18 protein-coding genes are annotated in these 19,731 nt (G+C 70.8%); 7 read left to right on the forward strand and 11 right to left on the reverse strand.

Annotated features, from left to right (window positions below; all coding sequences use genetic code 11):
* Positions 1-144 precede the first annotated feature (144 nt).
* Both BKA14_RS45275 and BKA14_RS33045 read left to right on the forward strand, forming a co-directional pair.
* On the forward strand, positions 145-1,347 hold the full coding sequence (locus BKA14_RS45275) for a chitosanase (RefSeq protein ID WP_184954687.1): 1,203 nt from the start codon (positions 145-147) through the stop codon (positions 1,345-1,347).
* 77 nt (positions 1,348-1,424) lie between these two features.
* On the forward strand, positions 1,425-2,096 hold the full coding sequence (locus BKA14_RS33045) for a hypothetical protein (RefSeq protein ID WP_184954688.1): 672 nt from the start codon (positions 1,425-1,427) through the stop codon (positions 2,094-2,096).
* On the opposite strand, the gene BKA14_RS33050 is transcribed toward BKA14_RS33045, so the two are convergent.
* Complete coding sequence (locus BKA14_RS33050; protein ID WP_184954689.1) at positions 2,093-2,974, reverse strand: LysR family transcriptional regulator; 882 nt, start codon at positions 2,972-2,974, stop codon at positions 2,093-2,095. The genes BKA14_RS33045 and BKA14_RS33050 overlap by 4 nt on opposite strands.
* A gap of 75 nt (positions 2,975-3,049) precedes the next feature.
* On the opposite strand from BKA14_RS33050, the gene BKA14_RS33055 reads away from it, so the two are divergent.
* The gene (locus BKA14_RS33055) at positions 3,050-4,363 is read left to right on the forward strand and encodes an aspartate aminotransferase family protein (protein ID WP_184954690.1); all 1,314 of its coding nucleotides are present in this window, start codon (positions 3,050-3,052) and stop codon (positions 4,361-4,363) included.
* Here the strand turns inward: BKA14_RS33055 and BKA14_RS45280 are convergent.
* The 4 genes from BKA14_RS45280 to BKA14_RS33075 are packed head-to-tail and all read right to left on the reverse strand — an operon-like array spanning position 4,356 to position 7,653.
* Positions 4,356-5,204, reverse strand: a complete 849-nt coding sequence (locus BKA14_RS45280) for a PQQ-binding-like beta-propeller repeat protein (protein WP_184954691.1) — start codon at positions 5,202-5,204, stop codon at positions 4,356-4,358. The genes BKA14_RS33055 and BKA14_RS45280 overlap by 8 nt on opposite strands.
* A gap of 14 nt (positions 5,205-5,218) precedes the next feature.
* A complete protein-coding gene (locus BKA14_RS33065; protein ID WP_184954692.1) occupies positions 5,219-5,677 on the reverse strand; it encodes an SRPBCC family protein in 459 nt (152 codons plus the stop codon).
* A 33-nt stretch (positions 5,678-5,710) separates the two neighbouring features.
* Positions 5,711-6,811, reverse strand: coding sequence for a fumarylacetoacetate hydrolase family protein (locus tag BKA14_RS33070; protein WP_184954693.1), 1,101 nt, complete (start codon positions 6,809-6,811; stop codon positions 5,711-5,713).
* On the reverse strand, positions 6,808-7,653 hold the full coding sequence (locus tag BKA14_RS33075; protein WP_184954694.1) for a hypothetical protein: 846 nt from the start codon (positions 7,651-7,653) through the stop codon (positions 6,808-6,810). The genes BKA14_RS33070 and BKA14_RS33075 overlap by 4 nt, the downstream gene beginning before the upstream one ends.
* 73 nt (positions 7,654-7,726) lie before the next feature.
* Here BKA14_RS33075 and BKA14_RS33080 point away from each other — a divergent pair, with 73 nt between their 5' ends.
* Positions 7,727-8,884, forward strand: coding sequence for a homogentisate 1,2-dioxygenase (locus BKA14_RS33080; protein ID WP_184954695.1), 1,158 nt, complete (start codon positions 7,727-7,729; stop codon positions 8,882-8,884).
* Between the two features lie 632 nt (positions 8,885-9,516).
* Here the strand turns inward: BKA14_RS33080 and BKA14_RS33085 are convergent.
* A complete protein-coding gene (locus tag BKA14_RS33085; RefSeq protein WP_184954696.1) occupies positions 9,517-10,629 on the reverse strand; it encodes an ROK family protein in 1,113 nt (370 codons plus the stop codon).
* A gap of 52 nt (positions 10,630-10,681) precedes the next feature.
* Here BKA14_RS33085 and BKA14_RS33090 point away from each other — a divergent pair, with 52 nt between their 5' ends.
* Entirely contained in the window at positions 10,682-11,893 is a 1,212-nt protein-coding gene (locus tag BKA14_RS33090; protein WP_184957114.1) for an MFS transporter, read from the forward strand.
* Here the strand turns inward: BKA14_RS33090 and hisC are convergent.
* Genes hisC through hppD form a run of 4 tightly spaced genes read right to left on the reverse strand, consistent with a single transcriptional unit; the run spans position 11,890 to position 15,644 of the window.
* Positions 11,890-12,972 carry a histidinol-phosphate transaminase gene (hisC, locus tag BKA14_RS33095; protein ID WP_184954697.1) on the reverse strand — a complete coding sequence of 361 codons (1,083 nt, stop codon included), beginning with the start codon at positions 12,970-12,972 and terminating at the stop codon, positions 11,890-11,892. The genes BKA14_RS33090 and hisC overlap by 4 nt on opposite strands.
* 5 nt (positions 12,973-12,977) lie before the next feature.
* Positions 12,978-13,934: an RDD family protein gene (locus tag BKA14_RS33100; protein WP_184954698.1), complete on the reverse strand. Its 957-nt coding sequence runs from the start codon at positions 13,932-13,934 to the stop codon at positions 12,978-12,980.
* A complete protein-coding gene (locus tag BKA14_RS33105; protein ID WP_239093224.1) occupies positions 13,931-14,479 on the reverse strand; it encodes an RDD family protein in 549 nt (182 codons plus the stop codon). The genes BKA14_RS33100 and BKA14_RS33105 overlap by 4 nt, the downstream gene beginning before the upstream one ends.
* A 10-nt stretch (positions 14,480-14,489) precedes the next feature.
* Complete coding sequence (hppD, locus tag BKA14_RS33110; protein ID WP_184954699.1) at positions 14,490-15,644, reverse strand: 4-hydroxyphenylpyruvate dioxygenase; 1,155 nt, start codon at positions 15,642-15,644, stop codon at positions 14,490-14,492.
* Positions 15,645-15,824: 180 nt separating this feature from the next.
* Here hppD and BKA14_RS33115 point away from each other — a divergent pair, with 180 nt between their 5' ends.
* On the forward strand, positions 15,825-17,156 hold the full coding sequence (locus BKA14_RS33115; RefSeq protein ID WP_239093226.1) for a PQQ-binding-like beta-propeller repeat protein: 1,332 nt from the start codon (positions 15,825-15,827) through the stop codon (positions 17,154-17,156).
* Positions 17,157-17,226: 70 nt separating this feature from the next.
* The gene (locus BKA14_RS33120) at positions 17,227-18,894 is read left to right on the forward strand and encodes a fumarate hydratase (protein WP_184954700.1); all 1,668 of its coding nucleotides are present in this window, start codon (positions 17,227-17,229) and stop codon (positions 18,892-18,894) included.
* A 3-nt stretch (positions 18,895-18,897) separates the two neighbouring features.
* On the opposite strand, the gene BKA14_RS33125 is transcribed toward BKA14_RS33120, so the two are convergent.
* A complete protein-coding gene (locus BKA14_RS33125; RefSeq protein WP_184954701.1) occupies positions 18,898-19,413 on the reverse strand; it encodes a hypothetical protein in 516 nt (171 codons plus the stop codon).
* Positions 19,414-19,731 lie beyond the last annotated feature (318 nt).

Below are 19,731 nucleotides of genomic sequence, written 5' to 3' on the forward strand. Positions count from 1 at the left end.
GGCCGACCGTCAGCGGGTGTCAAGGGTCCGGGAGCCAGCCTAGAGCAGGCTATCGAAGACTATTGATAAACCTATTTAACAGTTGTAGCGTCTCTCCTCGTCGCGCGCGCCATCCCCCACGAACCCCCCTCTTCGAGGAGCGCCATGAAACGCGCAATTTACGCTGCCCTCGTCCTGGTCGTCCCCGGCGCCGCCCTGGTCTACGGGCTGCTCCCGGCCACCGCCGCCACCGCCGGCCCGATCAAAGGGCTGGGCGGCAAATGTGTCGACGTGGCGGCGGCCAACTCGGCCAACGGCACGGCAATCCAGCTCTACGACTGCAACAGCTCGTCGGCCCAGCAGTGGACGGTGGGCAACACCGACGGCAGCATCCGCGCCCTCGGCAAGTGCCTCGACGTGACCGCGGCGTCGACCGCCGACGGCGCCAAGATCCAGCTGTACGACTGCAACAACACCGGCGCCCAGAAGTGGTCCGCTGTCAACGGAACTCTGGTCAATTCGGGCAGCGGCAAGTGCCTGGACGTCACCGGCGGCAACACCGCCAACGCGACCCGGCTGCAGATCTGGACCTGCTCGAACTCGACGAACCAGCGCTGGACGCTGCCGGGCGGCACCTCCACTCCGACCACGCCCCCGACCGCTCCGTCCGGCGTCGGGCTGGACAACGCGGCCAAGAAGGACGTCGCGATGCAGCTCGTGTCGGCGGCCGAGAACTCGTCGCTCGACTGGCGGGCCCAGTTCCGCTACATCGAAGACATCCGGGACGGCCGCGGCTACACGGCCGGCATCATCGGCTTCTGCTCGGGCACGGGCGACATGCTGGAACTCGTCCAGGCGTACACGAACGCCGTCCCCGGAAACGTGCTGGCCAAATACCTGCCGGCGCTGCGCAACGTGAACGGGACGGACTCGCACGCCGGGCTCGACCCGAACTTCCCGGCGGACTGGCGCACAGCCGCCGCCGACACGCGCTTCCAGGCCGCGCAGGAGGCCGAACGCGACCGCGTCTACTTCAACCCGTCGGTGCGTGACGGCAAGAACGACGGCGTACGGGCCCTCGGACAGTTCGCCTACTACGACGCGGCCGTGATGCACGGCTACGAAGGCATGCGGGCCATCCGCAGCCAGGCGCTCAAGCGGGCCAAGCCGCCGGCCCAGGGCGGCGACGAGCGGGCCTGGCTGAACGCGTTCCTGGACGAGCGCGTGATCGAGATGAAGAAGGAGGAGGCCCACTCCGACACGTCCAGGGTGGACACCGCCCAGCGGCGCTTCCTCAACAACGGCAACTTCGACCTGAACACGCCGCTGGACTTCGCCGTCTACGGCGAGAACTTCCGCATCGGCTGAGACTCGAGGCCGGGATCATTCCACGGTCCCGGCCTCACCCCGCCGGCAGCCGCAGGGCGGTGAGTACCTTATCGGGCATGGTGGATCTCGTGATCGCCGTCCTGGCGGTGGTTGTGCTGGTGGGCGTGGCGATGGTGCTGGTGCGGCGTGATCGGCTCGGGCGGGGTGCGATCGGGGCGGCGCTGGCCGTGGCCGTGGTGGCGGCGGGCACTTTCGCGGTGACGCTCTATCGCAGCCAGACCGGCGGCGACGACGCGGGGCAGCCGGTCGTGCTGCCGAAAATCATCGGGTCGTCGGTGCCGGCCGAGCAGGGGTTCGGTACGGCGGTTCTGAAGATTGAGCTGCCGATGAGTACGGAGTCGAAGTATCCGCAGACGGCTTTGTGGTTGCAGCCGCCGCGGGCGGGGACGGACCCGTACACGGGAGATCTTTCCCTGTTGTGCGCGACGCCGGGCAAGGACGAGAAAGTGCAGAACTGCACCGGCGGCGATCAGCGGGTGTGGAGCGCGGAACCGCTCGAACAGCGGGCCACGATCGGGCCGGCGGTCGGTGACCCGTTCACCGACCCGGGGGCGTGCGACGAGGGCAACGGCGTGAAATATCAGGACGGCTATCTCGAACTGGCCGCGGGCAAGGCCTACTGCCTGCACAAGGCGGCCGGCACGGTCGCGCTGCGGATCCCGTCGTTCCCGGCCGAGAAGCCGCTGCCGAACGGGATCGACGTGGAGATGGCGGTGCTGAACAGCTAGGAACGTAATGCCGTCAACACGGCCGTGATCTCCGGACGCGGGGTGGGGGGCCGCCGGGCCGCCGCCGTGATGCGGCGCCGCACCGGAGGCGTCAGTGGGCGGGTGACGACGTCATAGCGCGAGTCCACGGCCAGCGACGGCAGCATCGTGATCGACTGGCCGCGTTCCACGTGCTGCAAGGCGAGCATGTAGTTGTTGAAGCGGCAGATCACCGAAGGCTCGAAACCGGCTTCGCGGCACAGGCGGGTGGCCAGTTCCGACATGTACGAGCCGGCCACGTCGAACGTCCACCGCTGGTCGGCGCAGGCCTCCAGGCCGACCGCTTCCAGCGCGGCCAGCGGGTGCCCGGCCGGCAGCACGAGCACCACTTCGTCCTCGGCCAGCGGCACCAGGTCGATGGACGGGTCGAGTTCGGCCCCGGCGAAGTCGGTGGTGGTGATGATGACGTCGACCTCGCCGCGGCGCAGGGCCGGCATGCTCACGTGCGGCTCCATCTCCAGCAGCACCACCGTCACGTCGGGGTGGCGGGCCGCCAGCGCCGACACCGCCCGGGCGGCCAGCCCGGGCAGCGCGCTCTGGAAGGCGCCCAGCCGTACGGTGCCGGCCGGTTCCAGGGCCAGGCCGCGCAGTGCCATTTCGGCCGCGTCCATGGCGGCCAGGATCTCGCGGGCCCGGCCAGCCAGCAGCACCCCGGCCGCGGTCAGCCGCACGCGGCGGCCGGTGCGTTCCAGCAGGGCCGTACGGGTCTCTCGCTCGAGGGTGGCCAGCTGTTGCGACACCGCGGACGGGCTGTGGTTGCCGCGCTGGGCGACCGCGCGCACGGTGCCGTATGTGGCCAGGTCGGCCAGCAGTCGCAGGCGCCACGGATTGAGCGTCATTGTGCGACTCTACTTAACAGCAGCGGCGGAAATGTGGGATGGACCGGCACAGCGGAGCCCGCTTAGCGTCGGGGCATGGCTGCTGATTCCTTCTGGTCCGACGCCGAACGTCACCTGGTCCGCTACTCCGGCGCGGGACGCTTCGTCCCCGAGATCATCGAGCGCGCCGAGGGCAGTTTCGTCTTCACGGCCGACGGTCGCCGCCTGCTCGACTTCACGTCGGGGCAGATGAGCGCGATCCTCGGTCATTCGCACCCGGCCGTGGTGGCCACCGTGCAGCGTCAGGCCGCCACCCTCGATCACTTGTTCAGCGGCATGCTGAGCCGCCCGGTGGTGGAGCTGGCCCGGCGCCTCGCCGAGTCGCTGCCTGAGCCGCTGAGCAAGGTGCTGCTGCTGACGACGGGGGCCGAGTCCAACGAGGCCGCGATCCGAATGGCCAAGCTGGTCACCGGCCGGCACGAGGTCATCTCGTTCGCCCGCTCGTGGCACGGCATGACCCAGGCCGCCGCGAACGCCACCTACAGTTCGGGCCGCAAGGGGTACGGGCCGGCGTCGCCCGGCAACTTCGCGATCCCCACCCCTAACGCGTACCGTCCCGATTTCACCGACGAGCGCGGCGAGCTGGACTGGCGGCGGCAGCTGGACTTCTCGTTCGAGCTGTTCGACGCGCAGTCGGTGGGCAGCCTGGCCGCCTGCATAGTGGAGCCGATCCTCAGCTCGGGCGGCGTGCTCGACCTGCCGCCGGGTTACCTGGCCGCGCTGCGCGACAAGGTTCACGAGCGCGGCGGGCTGCTCATCCTCGACGAGGCACAGACCGGTCTGTGCAGGACGGGCGACTGGTACGCCTTCCAGCGTGACGGCGTCACCCCCGACATCCTGACACTGAGCAAGACCCTGGGCGCCGGTCTGCCCCTGGCCGCGGTGGTGACCAGCCCGGAGATCGAGCAGACGGCACACGAGCGGGGTTTCCTGTTCTTCACCACGCACGTGTCGGATCCGCTGGTCGCCGCGGTCGGCAACACGGTGCTCGACGTGCTCGAGGCCGACAAACTCGACCACCGGGCCCGTGAACTCGGCACCCACCTGGCCGGCGGCCTGCGGGACCTGGCGAACCGGCACGCGGTCGTCGGCGACGTACGGGGAAGGGGTCTGCTTGTCGGCCTCGAACTGGTGCTGGACCGTGCGACCAAGCGGCCCGCCGACGAGCTGGGCGCGGCCGTCACTCAGCGCTGCCTCGAACTGGGCCTGCACATGAACGTGGTCCAGCTGCCCGGCATGGGCGGCGTCTTCCGGATCGCGCCCGCGCTGACGTCGACGACCGAGGAGCTGGACCTGGGCCTGGAGATCCTCGACCGGGCCATCGGCGACGTGGCGCCCCGGTTCAGCTGAGCGAGGCGATGATGACGGTGTCGAGGGTGAAGTAGTGTTCGGGCGCCTCCGGGTCGGCCGGTCCGTCCCCGGTCAGGCGCTCGATCGCCACCCAGTCGTCGGTGACCTGCCACAGCCCCGGCTTCCAGGTCAGTTTCTCGGTTCCGACGGCCAGCGGGAAATCCGACACCACTGCGCCGTCCGGACTGAGAACGCGCAGGTGCCGTCCTTCGGTCAGCACGACCGGACGGCCACGCGACACGCCCAGCAGCGTCCCGTCGACCGGCTCGGGCGCGGCGGCGGGCGGGGAGGCCACCGGCACCGGACGCCGGCTGCCGGTGCCCACGTCGTACGCGACGCCCCCGTCGACCACCACGGCCGTGCCGGTGACCCGCAGCCCGACCGGCGCCCACACGGTCGACGCGCCCGTCCGGTGCCCCTCGTACCCGGGCGTGGGCAGACCCGTGGCGACGCGCCAAACTTCCTTCCCCGTACGCCCGTCGACCGCGATCAGCTCCCCGTCGGACCACCGGCTGATCACCGTCGGCCCCGCCGCCACGACCCCGGACACCTGGGCGGGCCAGCGGCGCAGCGACCACCGCGCCGTGTTCACGCTCTTCGCGTCGACCGGGCCGTCCGCGCGCACCTGCCGCTTGCCCGCGTAGACGCGGATGCTCTCGTCGACGATGAGCGGGGCCATGTTCGTACGGCCGGTGACCTGGGCGGCCGAGACCGAGGGCGCCGGAAAGGGCACGGCCGCCGCCGACATGACCTCGGCCGGGGCCAGCACCCGCCAGCCGATCAGACCGGCCGCGGCGGTCAGGACGAGTGCCGCCAGAGATCGCAGCAGCACCCGGGACACCCGGGCAGCCTATGTCAGGCGACCGCGGCCAGATCGTCGAGGTCGCGACGCAGCGCCCCTTCGGCGGTCTCGGCCGCGAGCCCCCCGAAGATCAGCGCGAGAATCCGGCCCGCGGGCGCGGTGGGCGCACCCTCCTGCTTCACGGTGACCATGGTGCCGCCGCGATGCCGGCCCGAGATGACCGGAACGAACGAATACGTCATGCGGTAGTCGGCGCCGATGCCGGGTGAGGTGACGACGAACCGCTCGGGCACCTCGCACTCCCGTACGCGGAACTCCTCGGTGACCTCGCCGCCGTCGGCCATGCTGCGGGTCTCGCGCCACACCGTGCCCGCGTCGAACGGCCCGTGGCTGCGCACGTCGACCCGGGTCACGGCGGTCAGCCACTCGCGGCGCCGGTGCAGATCGGTGAACACCTGCCACACCGCCGCGACGGGTGCGTCGATCAGGCGGGTCACCACGACCGTCGACATAGCGTCACCTCCGCGTACACGTTACGACACTTGTCAGGCCACGATCGTGCCGGAAACCGAGCCCAGTGAGATCTGCGTGCCGGCCGCCGACCGGGCCGTGCCGCCGATGCGCACCAGGTCACCGTTCTCGAGGAAGTCGCGCAGGGAACCGTCGGCCAGTTTGACCGGTTCCGTGCCGTTGCGGGTGAGTTCGAGAAAGGAGCCGACCTGGTCCCGTCCGGGTCCCGAGACCGTGCCCGAGGCGTACAGGTCACCCGTCCGTACGGAAGCGCCGTTGCTGGTCAGATGGGCCAGCTGCTGGGCCGGGGTCCAATACATGGAGGCGAACGGCGGCGTGCTGACCAGGGTGTCGTTCCACTCGACGGTCAGCCGCAGGTCGTACGCGGGCCCGGCCGGGCGCAGATAGCCCAGCGGCTCCGGATCTTGCCGGCCGGCCGGGACGGTGGCCAGCGCGTCCAGCGGCACCACCCACGGTGACACCGACGTGGCGAACGACTTGGCCAGGAACGGACCCAGCGGGCGATACTCCCAGGCCTGCAAATCCCGCGCCGACCAGTCGTTGACCAGCGTGACCCCGAAGACGTGCTCGGCGAACTCACCGGTGCTGATCCGCCGGCCCGGGGTGCCCACCACGAACCCGACCTCGGCCTCGATGTCGAGCCGCCGGGTCGGCCCGAACTCGCCCGCACCGAGCTGGCCGGTGGGCCGCACGATCGGGGTGCCCGAGACGACCACCGTCGCGGACCGGCCGTGATAGCCGATCGGCAGATGCTTCCACTGCGGCGACAGACCGGGCGAATCGGGCCGCAGAATTGCCGAGACGTTGAGCGCGTGATGCTCCGACGAGTAGAAATCGGTGTAATCGGCCACCTCGAACGGCAGGTGCAGGGTCACGTCGCGCAACGGGATCACCGGCGGGCCCGACGCCACGTGCGCCGCCACCGCCTCGCGCGCGGCCGTCCACTCCTGACGCCCCGCCGCCATCAGCGGGTTGAGCGACCCCGTGGCCAGGAGCCCGCCCAGCCCCGACAGGTCCACAACCCCGTTTCCCAGCCGTACGCCGAGACGCCGCTCGCCGCGGGCCAGGGTGAAAACCCCGTACGGCAGATTGTCCGGCCCGAACCCGTCGCTCACTCGTAACCACCGTTGATCAGGCCCAGCCGCACCAACTCGGTGAGCGGCTCGACGACGTTGGCTGCCCCGAACCCTGCGAACAGCGGGCGCGGTTCCGACCGCCGGGCCCGGCACGCCTCGACCAGCGGCACCGGATGGGTCGCGGCCAGCACCTCGGCCACCTCGGCCACCTCACCCCCGTCCTGCGCGCTGGCCGAAGCGGCGAGCACGTTGAGGAAGCCGTGATGGGTGAAGCCGGTCTCCGGATCGGTGTGCCGGATGGCGTGCCGCAGCCCCGCGGCCAGGCGGAACGGCAGCTCACGGTCGCGACAGGCACACAGCACGGCGGCCAGTTCGACCGGGGTCGGGAACAGCTCGGCCGCGAGCCCGCCCACACGGAACTTGGGCGCCATGGGCAGGCCGTCGGCGCGGGCCCGGGCGACCGCGTCCAGCGCGGCCAGCAGGCCCCAGCTGAGCGGGATCTCCGCGTACACCCGCAGGTCGGTGTCGCTCTCGGCCAGCGAGCGCAGCCCGGCCAGGCCGGGCTGCGGATCCTCGCCCCGCCGGGCGACCGCGGCCTCCAAATGCTGCACCTGGCCGCCGGCGGCCCGCAGCTTCTGCACCGCGACGGGCACGGCGCCCACGCTGACGTCGCCCACCAGCGCGACCGGCAGGTCATGGGCGGGCACGTCGGCGCCGATCAGGGAAGCGGGCACGAGCAAGGGACCGAGCAGGCCCGCGAACCAGCCCGCACGGTGCTCGTCGTGCTTGGCGACGGCCTCGGCGACGCCGGTGGGGCTCGGCGGCAACAGGGACGCGTCGTCCACCAGCCCGGCGAAGAGCGGAGGCACCAGCGTTGACACGAATCCGAACCTAATAGACGCTTCCAGAAGCGGACAACCACGTCCAAGATGTCTGATTTCAAGTGAGGCAACGATGCCCTACTACCGCAGCGTCGGCGAGGTGCCCCACAAGCGGCACACACAGTTCCGGCGACCCGACGGCGGCCTCTACTCCGAGGAACTGATGGGACAGGAAGGTTTCTCGTCCGACTCCTCCCTGCTCTACCACCGCCACCCGCCCACGGCGATCGCCTCAGCCGAGATTTTCGAGAAGCCCGCGGTCAAACGCTCGGCCAACCTGCCGCTGAAGCCGCGGCACCTGCGCACCCACAAACTCGACGCGGGCCCGGCGGACGCGGTGCTCGGCCGCCAGCCGCTGATGGCCAACGACGACGTACGCATCGGCTACGCGATCGCCGACCGGCCCTCCCCGCTCTACCGCGACGCCGTCGGCGACGAACTCCTCTACGTCGAGGACGGCCGGGTCGCCGTCGAGACCACGTTCGGCACGCTCGAAGCCGGCTCGGGCGACTACGTGATCGTCCCGACCTCCGTGGTGCACCGGATCGTCCCGCTGGACGGCCCGGCCCGCCTGCTCACCATCGAAGCCAACGGCCACATCGGACCGCCCAAGCGTTACCTGTCGGTGCGCGGCCAGTTCCTCGAACACGCCCCCTACTGCGAACGGGACCTGCGCGGCCCCTCGGAACCGTTGCTGGTCGACGAGACCGACGTCGAGGTGCTGGTCAAACACCGGGCCGGGTGGACGCGGCACGTCTACGCCCGGCACCCCTTCGACGTGGTCGGCTGGGACGGCTGCCTCTACCCGTGGGCGTTCTCCATCCACGACTTCGAGCCGATCACCGGTCGCGTGCACCAGCCGCCGCCCGTGCATCAGACGTTCGAGGGCCCCAACTTCGTGGTCTGCTCCTTCGTGCCCCGCAAGGTCGACTACCACCCGCTGGCCATCCCGGTGCCGTACAACCACCACAACGTCGACTCCGACGAGATGATGTTCTACACCGGCGGCAACTACGAGGCCCGCCGCGGCTCAGGCATCGAACAGGGTTCGATCTCGCTGCACCCGTCCGGCTTCACCCACGGCCCGCAGCCCGGCGCGGTCGAAAGGGCCCTCGGGGTGGAGGCCTTCGACGAACTGGCAGTCATGGTCGACACGTTCCGCCCACTGGACCTGTGCGACCCCGCGCTGGCCGTGGAGGACACCGCGTACGCCTGGACGTGGAACCGCTAGGCGGACAGCACCGCCATCTCGACGTCGATCCCGGCCGGGAGCGGTTTCTCGGCCGGGAACCAGCGCTCACGGACCGATCCACAGAGCCAGCCAACCTGTGACCATGCTGCTGAGACTGACAGCTAGCGACAACATGTCGAAGCTTCGAGGCCGAGTCGGCTCCCCTGCGACGCGCCTGTGCGGCAGTCCCGCCGAAGCCGCTGGTTGGGCCCGTTGGTCTGGATCTCGGTATCGCCCTGCTGCGCGATCACGATCCCGACCAACGATTCTTCCTGAGCGGTCGAACCGATGGAAACGACAGCCGATCAGCCACCCGTTTCCGATGAAGCGACACGCTCGTCGTTCGCGGGTGAAGCCGCCGCACCGGAACGGAGCAACCAGCGCGAGGTACGGAACGAAGAGGCCGAGCACGACAAAAGGCCGCCAGTCTGCGCTCACCGGAAAACCAGAAAAGGGCGCTCAGCAGAACCAAGACGATGCCGACGGTCGTCCGCTCTCCGGTCCCGGATGATCGCCGACGACTCATAGGTGAACGCTAATGCGCTCTGCCAGGTGAGCGGCGTCGGCGCTGTTAGGTGCGGGGGCGGACCGAGGCGTCGTGAGCTGCTTGTTGACCACAGCGGATCGCTTGGTCAGATGAGCTTGGGGAGAAGTGCTGACCAGGCGTTTTCGGCGGCGCCGGCGATCGGGCCGTCCGCGCCCAGGGCGGCGGCGACCAGTGGGGGTGGGGATTTGCGGCGGATGGCCATGAGGCCCGACTGGTAGGCCGAGTGGAGTTCGGCCGGGGCCGCCGCCAGCAGGTCGGCGGCGATGCTGCCCAGGGTGACCAGGTCGGCATCCATGCCGTTGACCAGGCCGGCCAGGCCGCGGCCGAGGGCGGCGGCGATCACCCCGACGGCGGCGCGTTCGTCGGGGCCGTCGGTGGCGATGATTTTGCGGGCGTACGTGACCGGGTCGCGCGGTGGGGGCTGGCCCAGGAAGCGGGCCAGGGCCGTGCCGTCGACGGCTGTGCCCCAGCAGCCGCGGGCGCCGCACGGGCAGATGACTCCGGGGTCGCCGAAGGGCATGTGGCCGAACTCGCCGCCGGCGCCGGTGGCGCCGATCAGGAGGTGACCCTGGTTGACGATCGCGCCGCCGAGGCCGCCTTCGATGCGGACGTGGAGGGCTACCGAGGCGCCGGTGGCTGCGCCTCGGGCCGATTCGGCGGTGGCGGCCAGGCTGGCGTCGTTGCCGGCCACTATGAGCGAGGCGGTGGGCCAGAGGGTGGTCAGGTCTACGTCGTGCCAGCCCAAGTTGCTGGCGTCGAGGCGGAGGCCGGGGGCGACGGTGCCGGGGACCGAGACGCCCATGGCGCGCAGCCGGCCCCCGTACGTCTGCTGGAACCGGCTGACCGCGGACGTCACTGCCGCGGTGACGTCGGGCCATGTGGTGCCTGCGTGGGGGGCTGTGCGGGAGGCCAGGGTGCGCCCGCCCAGTTCGACCACGTCGATGCGCCAGGCCTCGTGGGTGATTTCGGCGGCCAGCACCAGCGGGCCTGCGGGGTGCGGCATCAGCACGGTGGTGGGGCGGCCGCGGGTGCCGCTGGGGGCGGCGGGGGCTTCGGCCAGCAGGGTGGCCTGGGCCAGGCGGGCGACGAGTTCGGTGGTGGCGCCGGTGCCGATGCCGAGCAGGCGGGCGGCGTCGGCCCGGGTGACGCCGGGGTGGGTGTGGGCGACCCGGAGCAGCTCGGTTGAGCGCGTCGTCACAGTCGCCTCCCTTCTTTTGCTCTGACTAGGAGTTTATTCTGCGGGAGTGCAGATGAACCGCCCGGCCCTGGCCGCCCTCGGTGCCTCCGCGTTCTTCTACGTGACCGCGGAGACTATTCCCGTCGGCCTGCTGCCCGAGATCGCCCGTGGTCTCGACGTGCCCGAGTCCGACGTCGGGCTGCTGCTGACCAGCTATGCCGTCGTGGCCGGGGTCAGCACGATCCCGCTGACCGCGCTGACCATGCGGGTGGCCCGGCACAAGCTGATCGCGATCACCATGGCGATCTTCGTGGTGTCCCAGGCCGCGGCCACCTTTGCGCCGACCTTCGAGATCCTGGCCGGGGCCCGGCTGGTCTGCGCGCTGGCCCACGGCGTCTTCTGGTCGGTGATCGGGCCGGTCACGGCGCGGCTGGCGCCGCCGGGGCAGGCCGGCCGGGCGACGGCGCTGGTCTTCGTGGGCAATTCGCTGGCCATCGTGCTGGGGGTCCCGCTGGGCACGGCGCTGGGTCAGTGGCTGGGCTGGCGGGCGGCGATCGGCGCGGTGACCCTGGGCGGGGCGATCTGCGTGCTCCTGCTGCTGCGGGTGCTGCCCAAGTTGCCGCCGCGCCCGCACGACCTGGGGACGCGCCCGGCGGCGCAGCTGCGGGCCGCCGTCGCGATCGTACGGAATCCGCAGGTGGCGCTGCTCTGCCTGATCACGGCGGTGCTCGTGATCGGCCACTTCGCGGCGTACACCTACATCGCCCCGCTGGTGCGCCGCGACGCCGGGCTCGAGGGCGCGGGTCTCAGCCTGCTGCTGCTTGGCTACGGCGCCGTCGGTCTGGTCACCAACTTCGCAGTGGGGCGGCACGTCGACCGGCGTCCCGGCACCGTGCTGGTGGCCCTGCTCAGTGTGCTGGCGGTGGCGGCCGGGCTGCTGGCGCCGGTGCTGGGCCTGGTGCCCACCGTGATCGTCACGCTGCTGTGGGGCGGCGCGTTCACCGCCATCCCGGTCATCCTGGCCGCCGGTCCGCTGCGGATCGCGCCGCGGGCCCGGGACGCGGCCTCGGCCCTCTACGTGGTGGCCTTCCAGATCGGGATCGGCGGCGGCGCCCTGCTCGGCGAGCGGATGGTGCGCGCCGGCCACTTGGGCGTGCTGCCGCTCGTGACCGCCGGGCTGGCCGTGACCGCCGTGGTGCTGGTGCTCACGGCCGGCCGCCGGGTCTTCCCCGCCCGCCTGAGCGAGGAAGACCACGACCGCACCGAGGCTCAACTCGTGAGTTAGCTCTTCAGGGCCACTTCGGCCGCGGCCAGGAAGGCGTCGTTCTCGTCGGGCGTGCCGATCGTCACCCGTACGCCGTCGCCCTGGAACGGTCGCACGATGACCCCGCGCGACTCGCACACCTGGGCGAACGCGGCCGACCCGTCGCCCAGCGGCAGCCAGACGAAGTTGGCCTGGCTGCCCGGCACGGCGACGCCGAGCCCGCGCAGCGCCTCGGTGACCCGGTCGCGCTCGGCCACCACCAGCGCGCACCGGCGGCGGACCTCGGCCTCCTGGGCCAGCGCAGCGATCGCCGCGGCCTGGGCCACGAGACTGGTCGAGAACGGGGTCAGCACCTTGCGGATCGCCGTCGCGACCTCGGGCTGGGCCACCAGGTAGCCCATCCGCAGGCCGGCCAGGCCCCACGCCTTGCTCATGGTGCGCAGCACGAGCACGTTGGGCCGGTCGCCGTAGGTGGCCACTCCGTCCGGCACGTCGGGGTCGGTCACCAGTTCCCGGTACGCCTCGTCGAGCACGATCAGCACGTCGGAGGGGACCGCGGCGACGAACCGGTCGAGGTCGGCCTTGCGCACGCTGGTGCCGGTCGGGTTGTTCGGGTTGCAGACGATCACGAGCCGGGTCCGATCGGTGATCGCGTCGGCCATCGCCTGCAGGTCGTGCTCGTGGTCGCCGGTGTTGGGCACGCGCACGCTGGTCGCGGAGGCCCCGGCCGCGATGATCGGGTATGCCTCGAACGAGCGCCACGAGTAGACGATCTCGTCGCCGGGCAGGCAGGTCGCCTTGACCAGGATCTCGGCCAGTGCGACGGAGCCGCAGCCGGTGACGATCCGCTCGGAGTCCACCCCGAGCTTGGTGGCCAGCGCGTCCCGCAGCGCCACCGCGCCCATGTCGGGGTAGCGGTGCGAGGTGAGCATCGCGTCGGCCACGGCCTCGGCCACCCCGGGCAGCGGCCCGTACGGGACCTCGTTGCTGGCCAGTTTGATCGCCTCGGCGATGCCCAGCTCGCGCGTCAGGTCGGCCAGGCTGCGACCGGGCACGTACGCGGGCAGGTTGTCGAGGTCGGCGCGGGTCAGGCGGGTCATCAGCGTCAGCGTCCTTCTGTGTGGGAGCCGTTGCCGCCACTGCCGGTGGTGGCGTCGACCGGTTGGCGGTCGTCCGGCGGCAGCGCGATCACGACCGTACGGGCCGTCTTGTCGTGGAAAGCCTGGCGTAGTTGCTGGTCGAAGACCGGCGAGATGCAGTCGATGAGTTGCAGCACGAAGCCGATACCGGCGCAGCCCCAGGCCGGCGTCCACAGGCCGAGGCGGGCCCAGCGACCGAAGGCGCGGCCGAAGCCCAGCGGCTCGGTGTTCTCGACCGCCATGACCTTGATACGCATGATGCGTTTGCCCAGCGTCTGGCCGGTGCTGCCGATAGACGGGGCCTCGTAGACCAGCCACAGCAGGGTGGCCACGATCAGCATGGCCCAGAGCAGGCCGTCCATCCGGCCGGAGCCCTGCACGTCGAAGGCGCTGCCGCCGTTGGCCATCTCGTCCAGGCTGTCCCGATACAGCGGCACGAACTCCTGGATGAACTGGTAGAAGAAGTAGCCGTTGACCACGACGTTGAGCAGCAGCACGGCCAGGATGTCGAGCAGCCGGGCGACCAGACGCGGGCCCAGCCCGGCCAGCGCGTAGCCGTGCGGGCGGGCCTGGACCGGCGGATACATCCCGGCGCGCATGCCCGGTGGCATCTGCTCCCAGCCCGGCGGGGGCTGCCATCCCGGAGGCGGCTGCCAGCCGGGCGGAGGCGGCGGCTGCGGGCCCCAGCCCGCCGGCGGGCCCGGCTGCGCGGGCTGCGTCGGCGGTGCGGGCGTGACCGGCGTGGGCGGGGCCGACACGGGCGGGGTGGGGGCCGGAGGTGGCTCCTCCTCGACCGGGGGCGGGCCGTCCGGCGGCACCGCGTCGGCCGGGATGGCCTTTCCCACCCACCCGTCACCGTCCCAGTAACGCTGGGTGTCGGGGTCGGCCGGGTCCTTGTACCAACCGGCAGGCAGCGAGCTCATGGAGAAACCTTAACGACCACGGTGCGGGCGAATTTGTCGTGCAGGGTCTGCTGGTACGGCTTGTCCTGGAGTTGCCACAATCCGTCGACCCAGCTGAAGAAGGGCACGAACATGCCGCCGACGTATTCGACCAGGTAGCGCTTGGCCGCCATACCGCGCGTCAGGCGCAGCGCGGGATCCAGCGGGACGATCCGGATCTTCATCGCCTTCTTGCCCAGCGTCTGCCCGGAGCGGTGCATGTATTCGACCGCGTAGACGAAGTAGAGCACCATCATCAGCGCGAAGAAGCCGACTTCGAGCAGCAGGAGCGGCACGAACCAGTCGGTGAGCACCTCGTCGAAGTCGGGCTGGGAGTCGTACGGGTCCGGGAACTGCATCCGGCTGAACATGACGAGGAAAGCCGGGGCGAAAAGGACGAAACCCACCGCCGAGAGCAGTGCCATGTCGATCATGTAGGCCAGCAGCCGTTGGGTGAACTCGGCGAGCGGCACCCCCGCCGGGCTCAGCGGCGGGGGTGGCGGATAAGGGGGCCAGGGCGCGGTCACGCGACCAGTGTCACAGATTGCCGCGCAGCTCCTGCTCCCGCTCGATCGCCTCGAACAGGGCCTTGAAGTTGCCCTTGCCGAAGCCGAGGGAGCCGTGCCGCTCGATCAGCTCGAAGAACACGGTCGGCCGGTCCTGCACGGGCGCGGTGAAGATCTGCAGCAGGTAGCCGTCCTCGTCCCGGTCGACCAGGATCTTGCGGCGCTGCAGCTCCTCGATCGGCACGCGGACGTTGCCGATCCGGGCCCGCAGTTCCGGGTCGGAGTAGTACGAGTCCGGGGTGTCGAGGAACTGCACACCGGCCGCGCGCATGGCGTCGACGCTGGCCAGGATGTCGTTGGTGGCTACGGCGACGTGCTGGGCGCCGGGCCCGCCGTAGAACTCGAGGTACTCGTCGATCTGCGACTTGCGCTGCGAGACGGCCGGCTCGTTCAAAGGGAACTTGACCTTGCGGGTGCCGTCCGCGACGACCTTGGACATCAGCGCCGAGTAGTCGGTCGCGATGTCGTCGCCGATGAACTCGGCCATGTTGGTGAAGCCCATGACGCGGCGGTAGAACTCGACCCACTCGTCCATGCGGCCCAGCTCGACGTTGCCGACCACGTGGTCGACGGCCTGGAAGAAACGCTTGGGCTGCAGGCCGGCGGCGATGGCGGGCTGCCGGTCGACGATCGGCTCGCGGGTCACGAAGCCGGGCAGGAACGGGCCGTCGTAGCCGGAGCGGTCGACGAGCGAGTGCAAGGTGTCCCCGTACGTCGCGATGGTGGCGATGCGGACGGTGCCGTGCTCGTCCTTGAGGTCGTGCGGCTCGGTCACGCCGCGGGCGCCGGCCGAGATCGCGTGCGCGTACGCCTTGTCGACGTCGGGAACCTCGATCGCGATGTCCTGGATGCCGTCGCCGTGCTTGGTGACATGGTCGGCCCCCGGCGCCCCGGCGTGCACCGCCCCGACCAGCACGAATCGGGCGCCCCCGCTGACCAGCACGTATTCGGCGTGGTCGCGATAGCCCTGCTCGGGCCCGCGGTAGGCCACGCAGGTCATGCCGAAGGCCGTGGAGTAGAAGTGGGCCGCTTGCTTCGCGTTGCCCACGAGGAACTTGAGGTGGTCGACGCCCTTGACGGGAAAGACGTCGTCGGTCCGGGACAGGTTTTCCATCGTCTGCGTCATTGACCGAGGTTGTCGCAGCTCACGGGCCGATTCAACATGTACCTGCGCGCCTGCGCAGGGTGCCCCTTCCCGCATACGGGAGCATCCACAGCCGGTGCAATTTGCACAACGGACCGCGCTCCCCGCCCGATATTTCCGGCAAATGCCGTCGACACGGGCGAATCAAGATCCTTCGTCCGGGTGATCGACCTGGTTAGCGTGTCGCGCATGGCGTCGGGTGGCAGCCCCTGGAAGGGGTACGCGCTGGTCGCGATCGTGATCGTGATCGTGCTGGCCACCACCGGCGTGTGGAACCCGTGGCCACAGGTCTGGGGCTGGGTCAACACCAGCGAACCGATCGCCGGCGGCGCGGCCCGCTGGCAGGCGCGCATCGGCGGCAGCCCGCAGAGCGTGGCGATCGCCGGGGACGCCGTGGTGGTCGAATACCGCACGTCGGTCGAGGCGTACGGGCTGACCGCCGGGATCAAACTGTGGGACAGCGACGCCGACTGGGCTGCGATCTCGGGCGACGGCAACGACGCCGTGGTCGCCACCGGCCGCCTGCTGACCAAGGGCTACCAGGTGCTCGACCCGCGCAGCGGCGCCCAGCTGCGCGCCGACACCGAGGCCACCGCCGTCTGGACCTACCGCAACGGGCTGCTCGACCTGCACTGCGCCAAGGGCGGCGACTGCCGGCTGACGGCCTGGGCGCCGCGCGGCACCAAGCCGCTCTGGACCGTCGACACGGGCGGCATCGGGTTCGTGCTCAACGCGGCCAACCCCGACCTGCCGGACACCCGTCAGCTCACGGCCCAGCGGGTCGACGACGACGTGGCCCGCCCGCGGCTGATGCCAAGCCTGATCGGGCTGCCCGACGACGGCAAGGTGCGGGTCGTCGACACCGCCACCGGCCGGGTGGTGCAGGTCGCACAGCCCGCGCCCGACCAGCGGATCGCGATCGCCGGCGGGCGGGTGCTCACGGTCACCGGCGTGGCCAAGGACGGCACCTGCTACTACGGCGTGGTCGCGACCGACCCGCCGTCGTCGGCCCCGGTGTGGCAGCGCGAGGGGCTCAACCTGCGGACGGCCGACAACGGGTCCGACTGCAAGCAGGACCGCGATCCGGCCGGCGGTGAGGACGTCGTGCTCGGCGTCGACCCCACCGGCCGGGAGGAGTTGCTGGCGGGGCACGACGGGCGCGTGTTGTGGCACGGTGGGCGCGACGAGACGGTGCTCTCGGTCAACGACAGCTTCGGGGTGATCCGCAGCGCCGACTCGCGAACTCTGCGCGGCTACAGCCTCAGCCGGGGCCGCACCGCTTGGTCCCGGCCGGCGGGGGAGGACGCGGGGGCCGCCCTGACCCCGTACGCGGTGGTCGTCACCAGCCGCAAGCCCGATCGGGTGGTGGCCGTCGCGCCGAGCACCGGCCGGGTGCTGGCCGACGTGCGCACGGACGCCGAGGTTTTCGCCGTCGGGCCGGGTGGCCTGATCGCCGTGTCCGGCCGTGACATGGCTTATCTCCCGTTTGCTTGACCGAACTGGTATGCGCTGAGGGCCCTGGCGGTTCGCACATGCCCGGACCGCTGTCCTAGGCTTTCCGCTCATGAGCAGAGGCGCCGCATTCTCGTACTCGCCGCTGTTGCCGCTGGGCGACGACCAGACCGAGTACCGACTGGTCACGGACGAGGGCGTGGACGTGGTGCACGGCCCGGGCGGCCGGCGGTTCCTCACCGTCGAGCCGAGCGTGATGACCCAGCTCACCGCCGAGGCGATGCACGACATCGCGCACTACCTGCGCCCGGCCCACCTGGCCCAGCTGCGCGCGATCATCGACGACCCCAAGGCGTCGCCCAACGACCGGTTCGTCGCGCTCGACCTGCTGCGCAACGCGAACATCGCGGCCGGCGGGGTGCTGCCGATGTGCCAGGACACCGGCACCGCGATCGTGATGGGCAAGCGCGGGCGGCACGTGCTCACCGACGGCACCGACGAAGAAGCCATCGCCCAGGGCGTCTACCAGGCGTACACCCGGCTCAACCTGCGCTACTCGCAGCTCGCGCCGCTGACGATGTGGGACGAGCGCAACACCGGGTCCAACCTGCCGGCCCAGATCGAGCTCTACGCGGAGGACCCGGGTGGCGCCCCCGACGCGTACAAGTTCCTGTTCATGGCCAAGGGTGGTGGCTCGGCCAACAAGTCGTACCTCTATCAGGAGACCAAGGCGCTGCTCAACCCGGCGCGGATGATGGAGTTCCTGGACGAGAAGCTGCGGCTGATCGGCACGTCCGCCTGCCCGCCCTACCACCTGGCCGTGGTCATCGGCGGCACCAGCGCGGAATACGCCCTGAAGACGGCCAAGCTGGCCAGCGCCAAATACCTCGACAATCTGCCCCGGCACGGCACGATGTCGGCCCACGGCTTCCGCGACGTCGAGCTGGAGGCGGCAGTCCTCGAGCTGACCCGCGACTTCGGCATCGGCGCCCAGTTCGGCGGCCGTTACTTCTGCCACGACGTCCGGGTCGTCCGGCTGCCCCGGCACGGCGCGTCCTGCCCGGTCGCCATCGCCGTCTCGTGTTCGGCCGACCGCCAGGCGCTGGCCAAGATCACCCCGTCCGGTGTGTGGCTGGAGCGGCTCGAGACCGACCCGGCCCGCTTCCTGCCCGAGGTCGACCTCGGCGGCGAGCCGGTCGTCAACGTCGACCTCAACCGCCCGATGGCCGAGATCCGCGCCGAACTGTCGAAATACCCGGTCAAGACCCGCCTGTCGCTGACCGGCCCGCTGGTCGTGGCGCGCGACATCGCCCACGCCAAGATCGCGGAGCGGCTGGACGCGGGCGAGCCGATGCCGCAGTACCTGCGCGACCACGCGGTCTACTACGCCGGCCCGGCCAAGACCCCCGAGGGTTACGCGTCGGGCTCGTTCGGCCCCACGACGGCGGGCCGGATGGACTCGTACGTCGAACGCTTCCAGGCCGCCGGGGGCTCGCTGGTCATGCTGGCCAAGGGCAACCGGTCGAGCCAGGTCACTCAGGCCTGCAACGCGTACGGCGGCTTCTACCTCGGCTCGATCGGCGGCCCGGCGGCCCGGCTCGCGCAGGACTGCATCCGCCACGTCGAGGTGCTCGAATACCCCGAACTGGGCATGGAAGCGGTCTGGAAGATCGAGGTGGAGGACTTCCCCGCCTTCATCGTGGTCGACGACAAGGGCAACGACTTCTTCGCCGATGTGACCCGCCCCAACCCGCTGCTGCGGATCGGGGCTCGTCCCTGACCGTCAGGCCGCGCAGTAGCCGGCGACCGGGCTCAGCCACTCCTTGAGCTGGTTCTCGATCGTGCTGTTGAGCTTGGGCAGCGTCGTCACCGTCTTGACGTAGCCCTTGCTGGCCGCGCTCGCGTCGACCTTGGCCGCGGACGTCAGGCCGGCCGCCCTGAACTCCGGGTTCTGGGCGGTGGCGGTGTCCTTGCGGATCTTGGCGGCGACCTGCTTGAGCTCGGTCGTCGCGGCGGCCTCGGCCTTGGCGATCTCGGCCTTCTGCTTGGCCTCGCGATAGGTGATCAGCCGGCCCATCGCGGCGCCGAAGTCGCGCAGCTCGACGGTGTAGAGCGTCTGCAGCTTCGCGCACACGGCCTTGGTGTTCGCCGTGTAGTCGGGCGCGGCGCTGCTCGGGGCGGTGCTCGGGGCGGTGGTGGCCGGGGCGGCCCCGGTGCTGTCCGCGTCGCTGTCGCTGTCGCAGGCGGCGCCGGTCAGCAGGACGCCGGCGGCGAGCACGGCCAGGAGGGCGCGTCGCATGAGGGGTTCCTTCGGTCGAGGACGGAAAACGCTCGCCCGACGGTACGTTCCGGCCGCCGTCTCGTCCAACTCCCGTCCCCCGCCCCGGAACCGGACTGAAGGCCTTGCACAGGCGAGATACGAACAGCCCGTCCGCGCGCGGCACGCGGACGGGCTGCACGTCCCCCGTTGGCACGTCCCCCGTAAGACGCTGGCCGCCGCACCGTGCTGGGGCGATGACGTGTCATCCACGGCGCGGCGGCGTGATCTCAGACTGACGGATCGCGCTGTTGTTCCGCTGTCGTTCCGCTCTCGTCACCTCGGGTAACCTCAACGGGT

The sequence above is a fragment of the Paractinoplanes abujensis genome, assembly GCF_014204895.1.
Taxonomy (GTDB): domain Bacteria; phylum Actinomycetota; class Actinomycetes; order Mycobacteriales; family Micromonosporaceae; genus Actinoplanes; species Actinoplanes abujensis.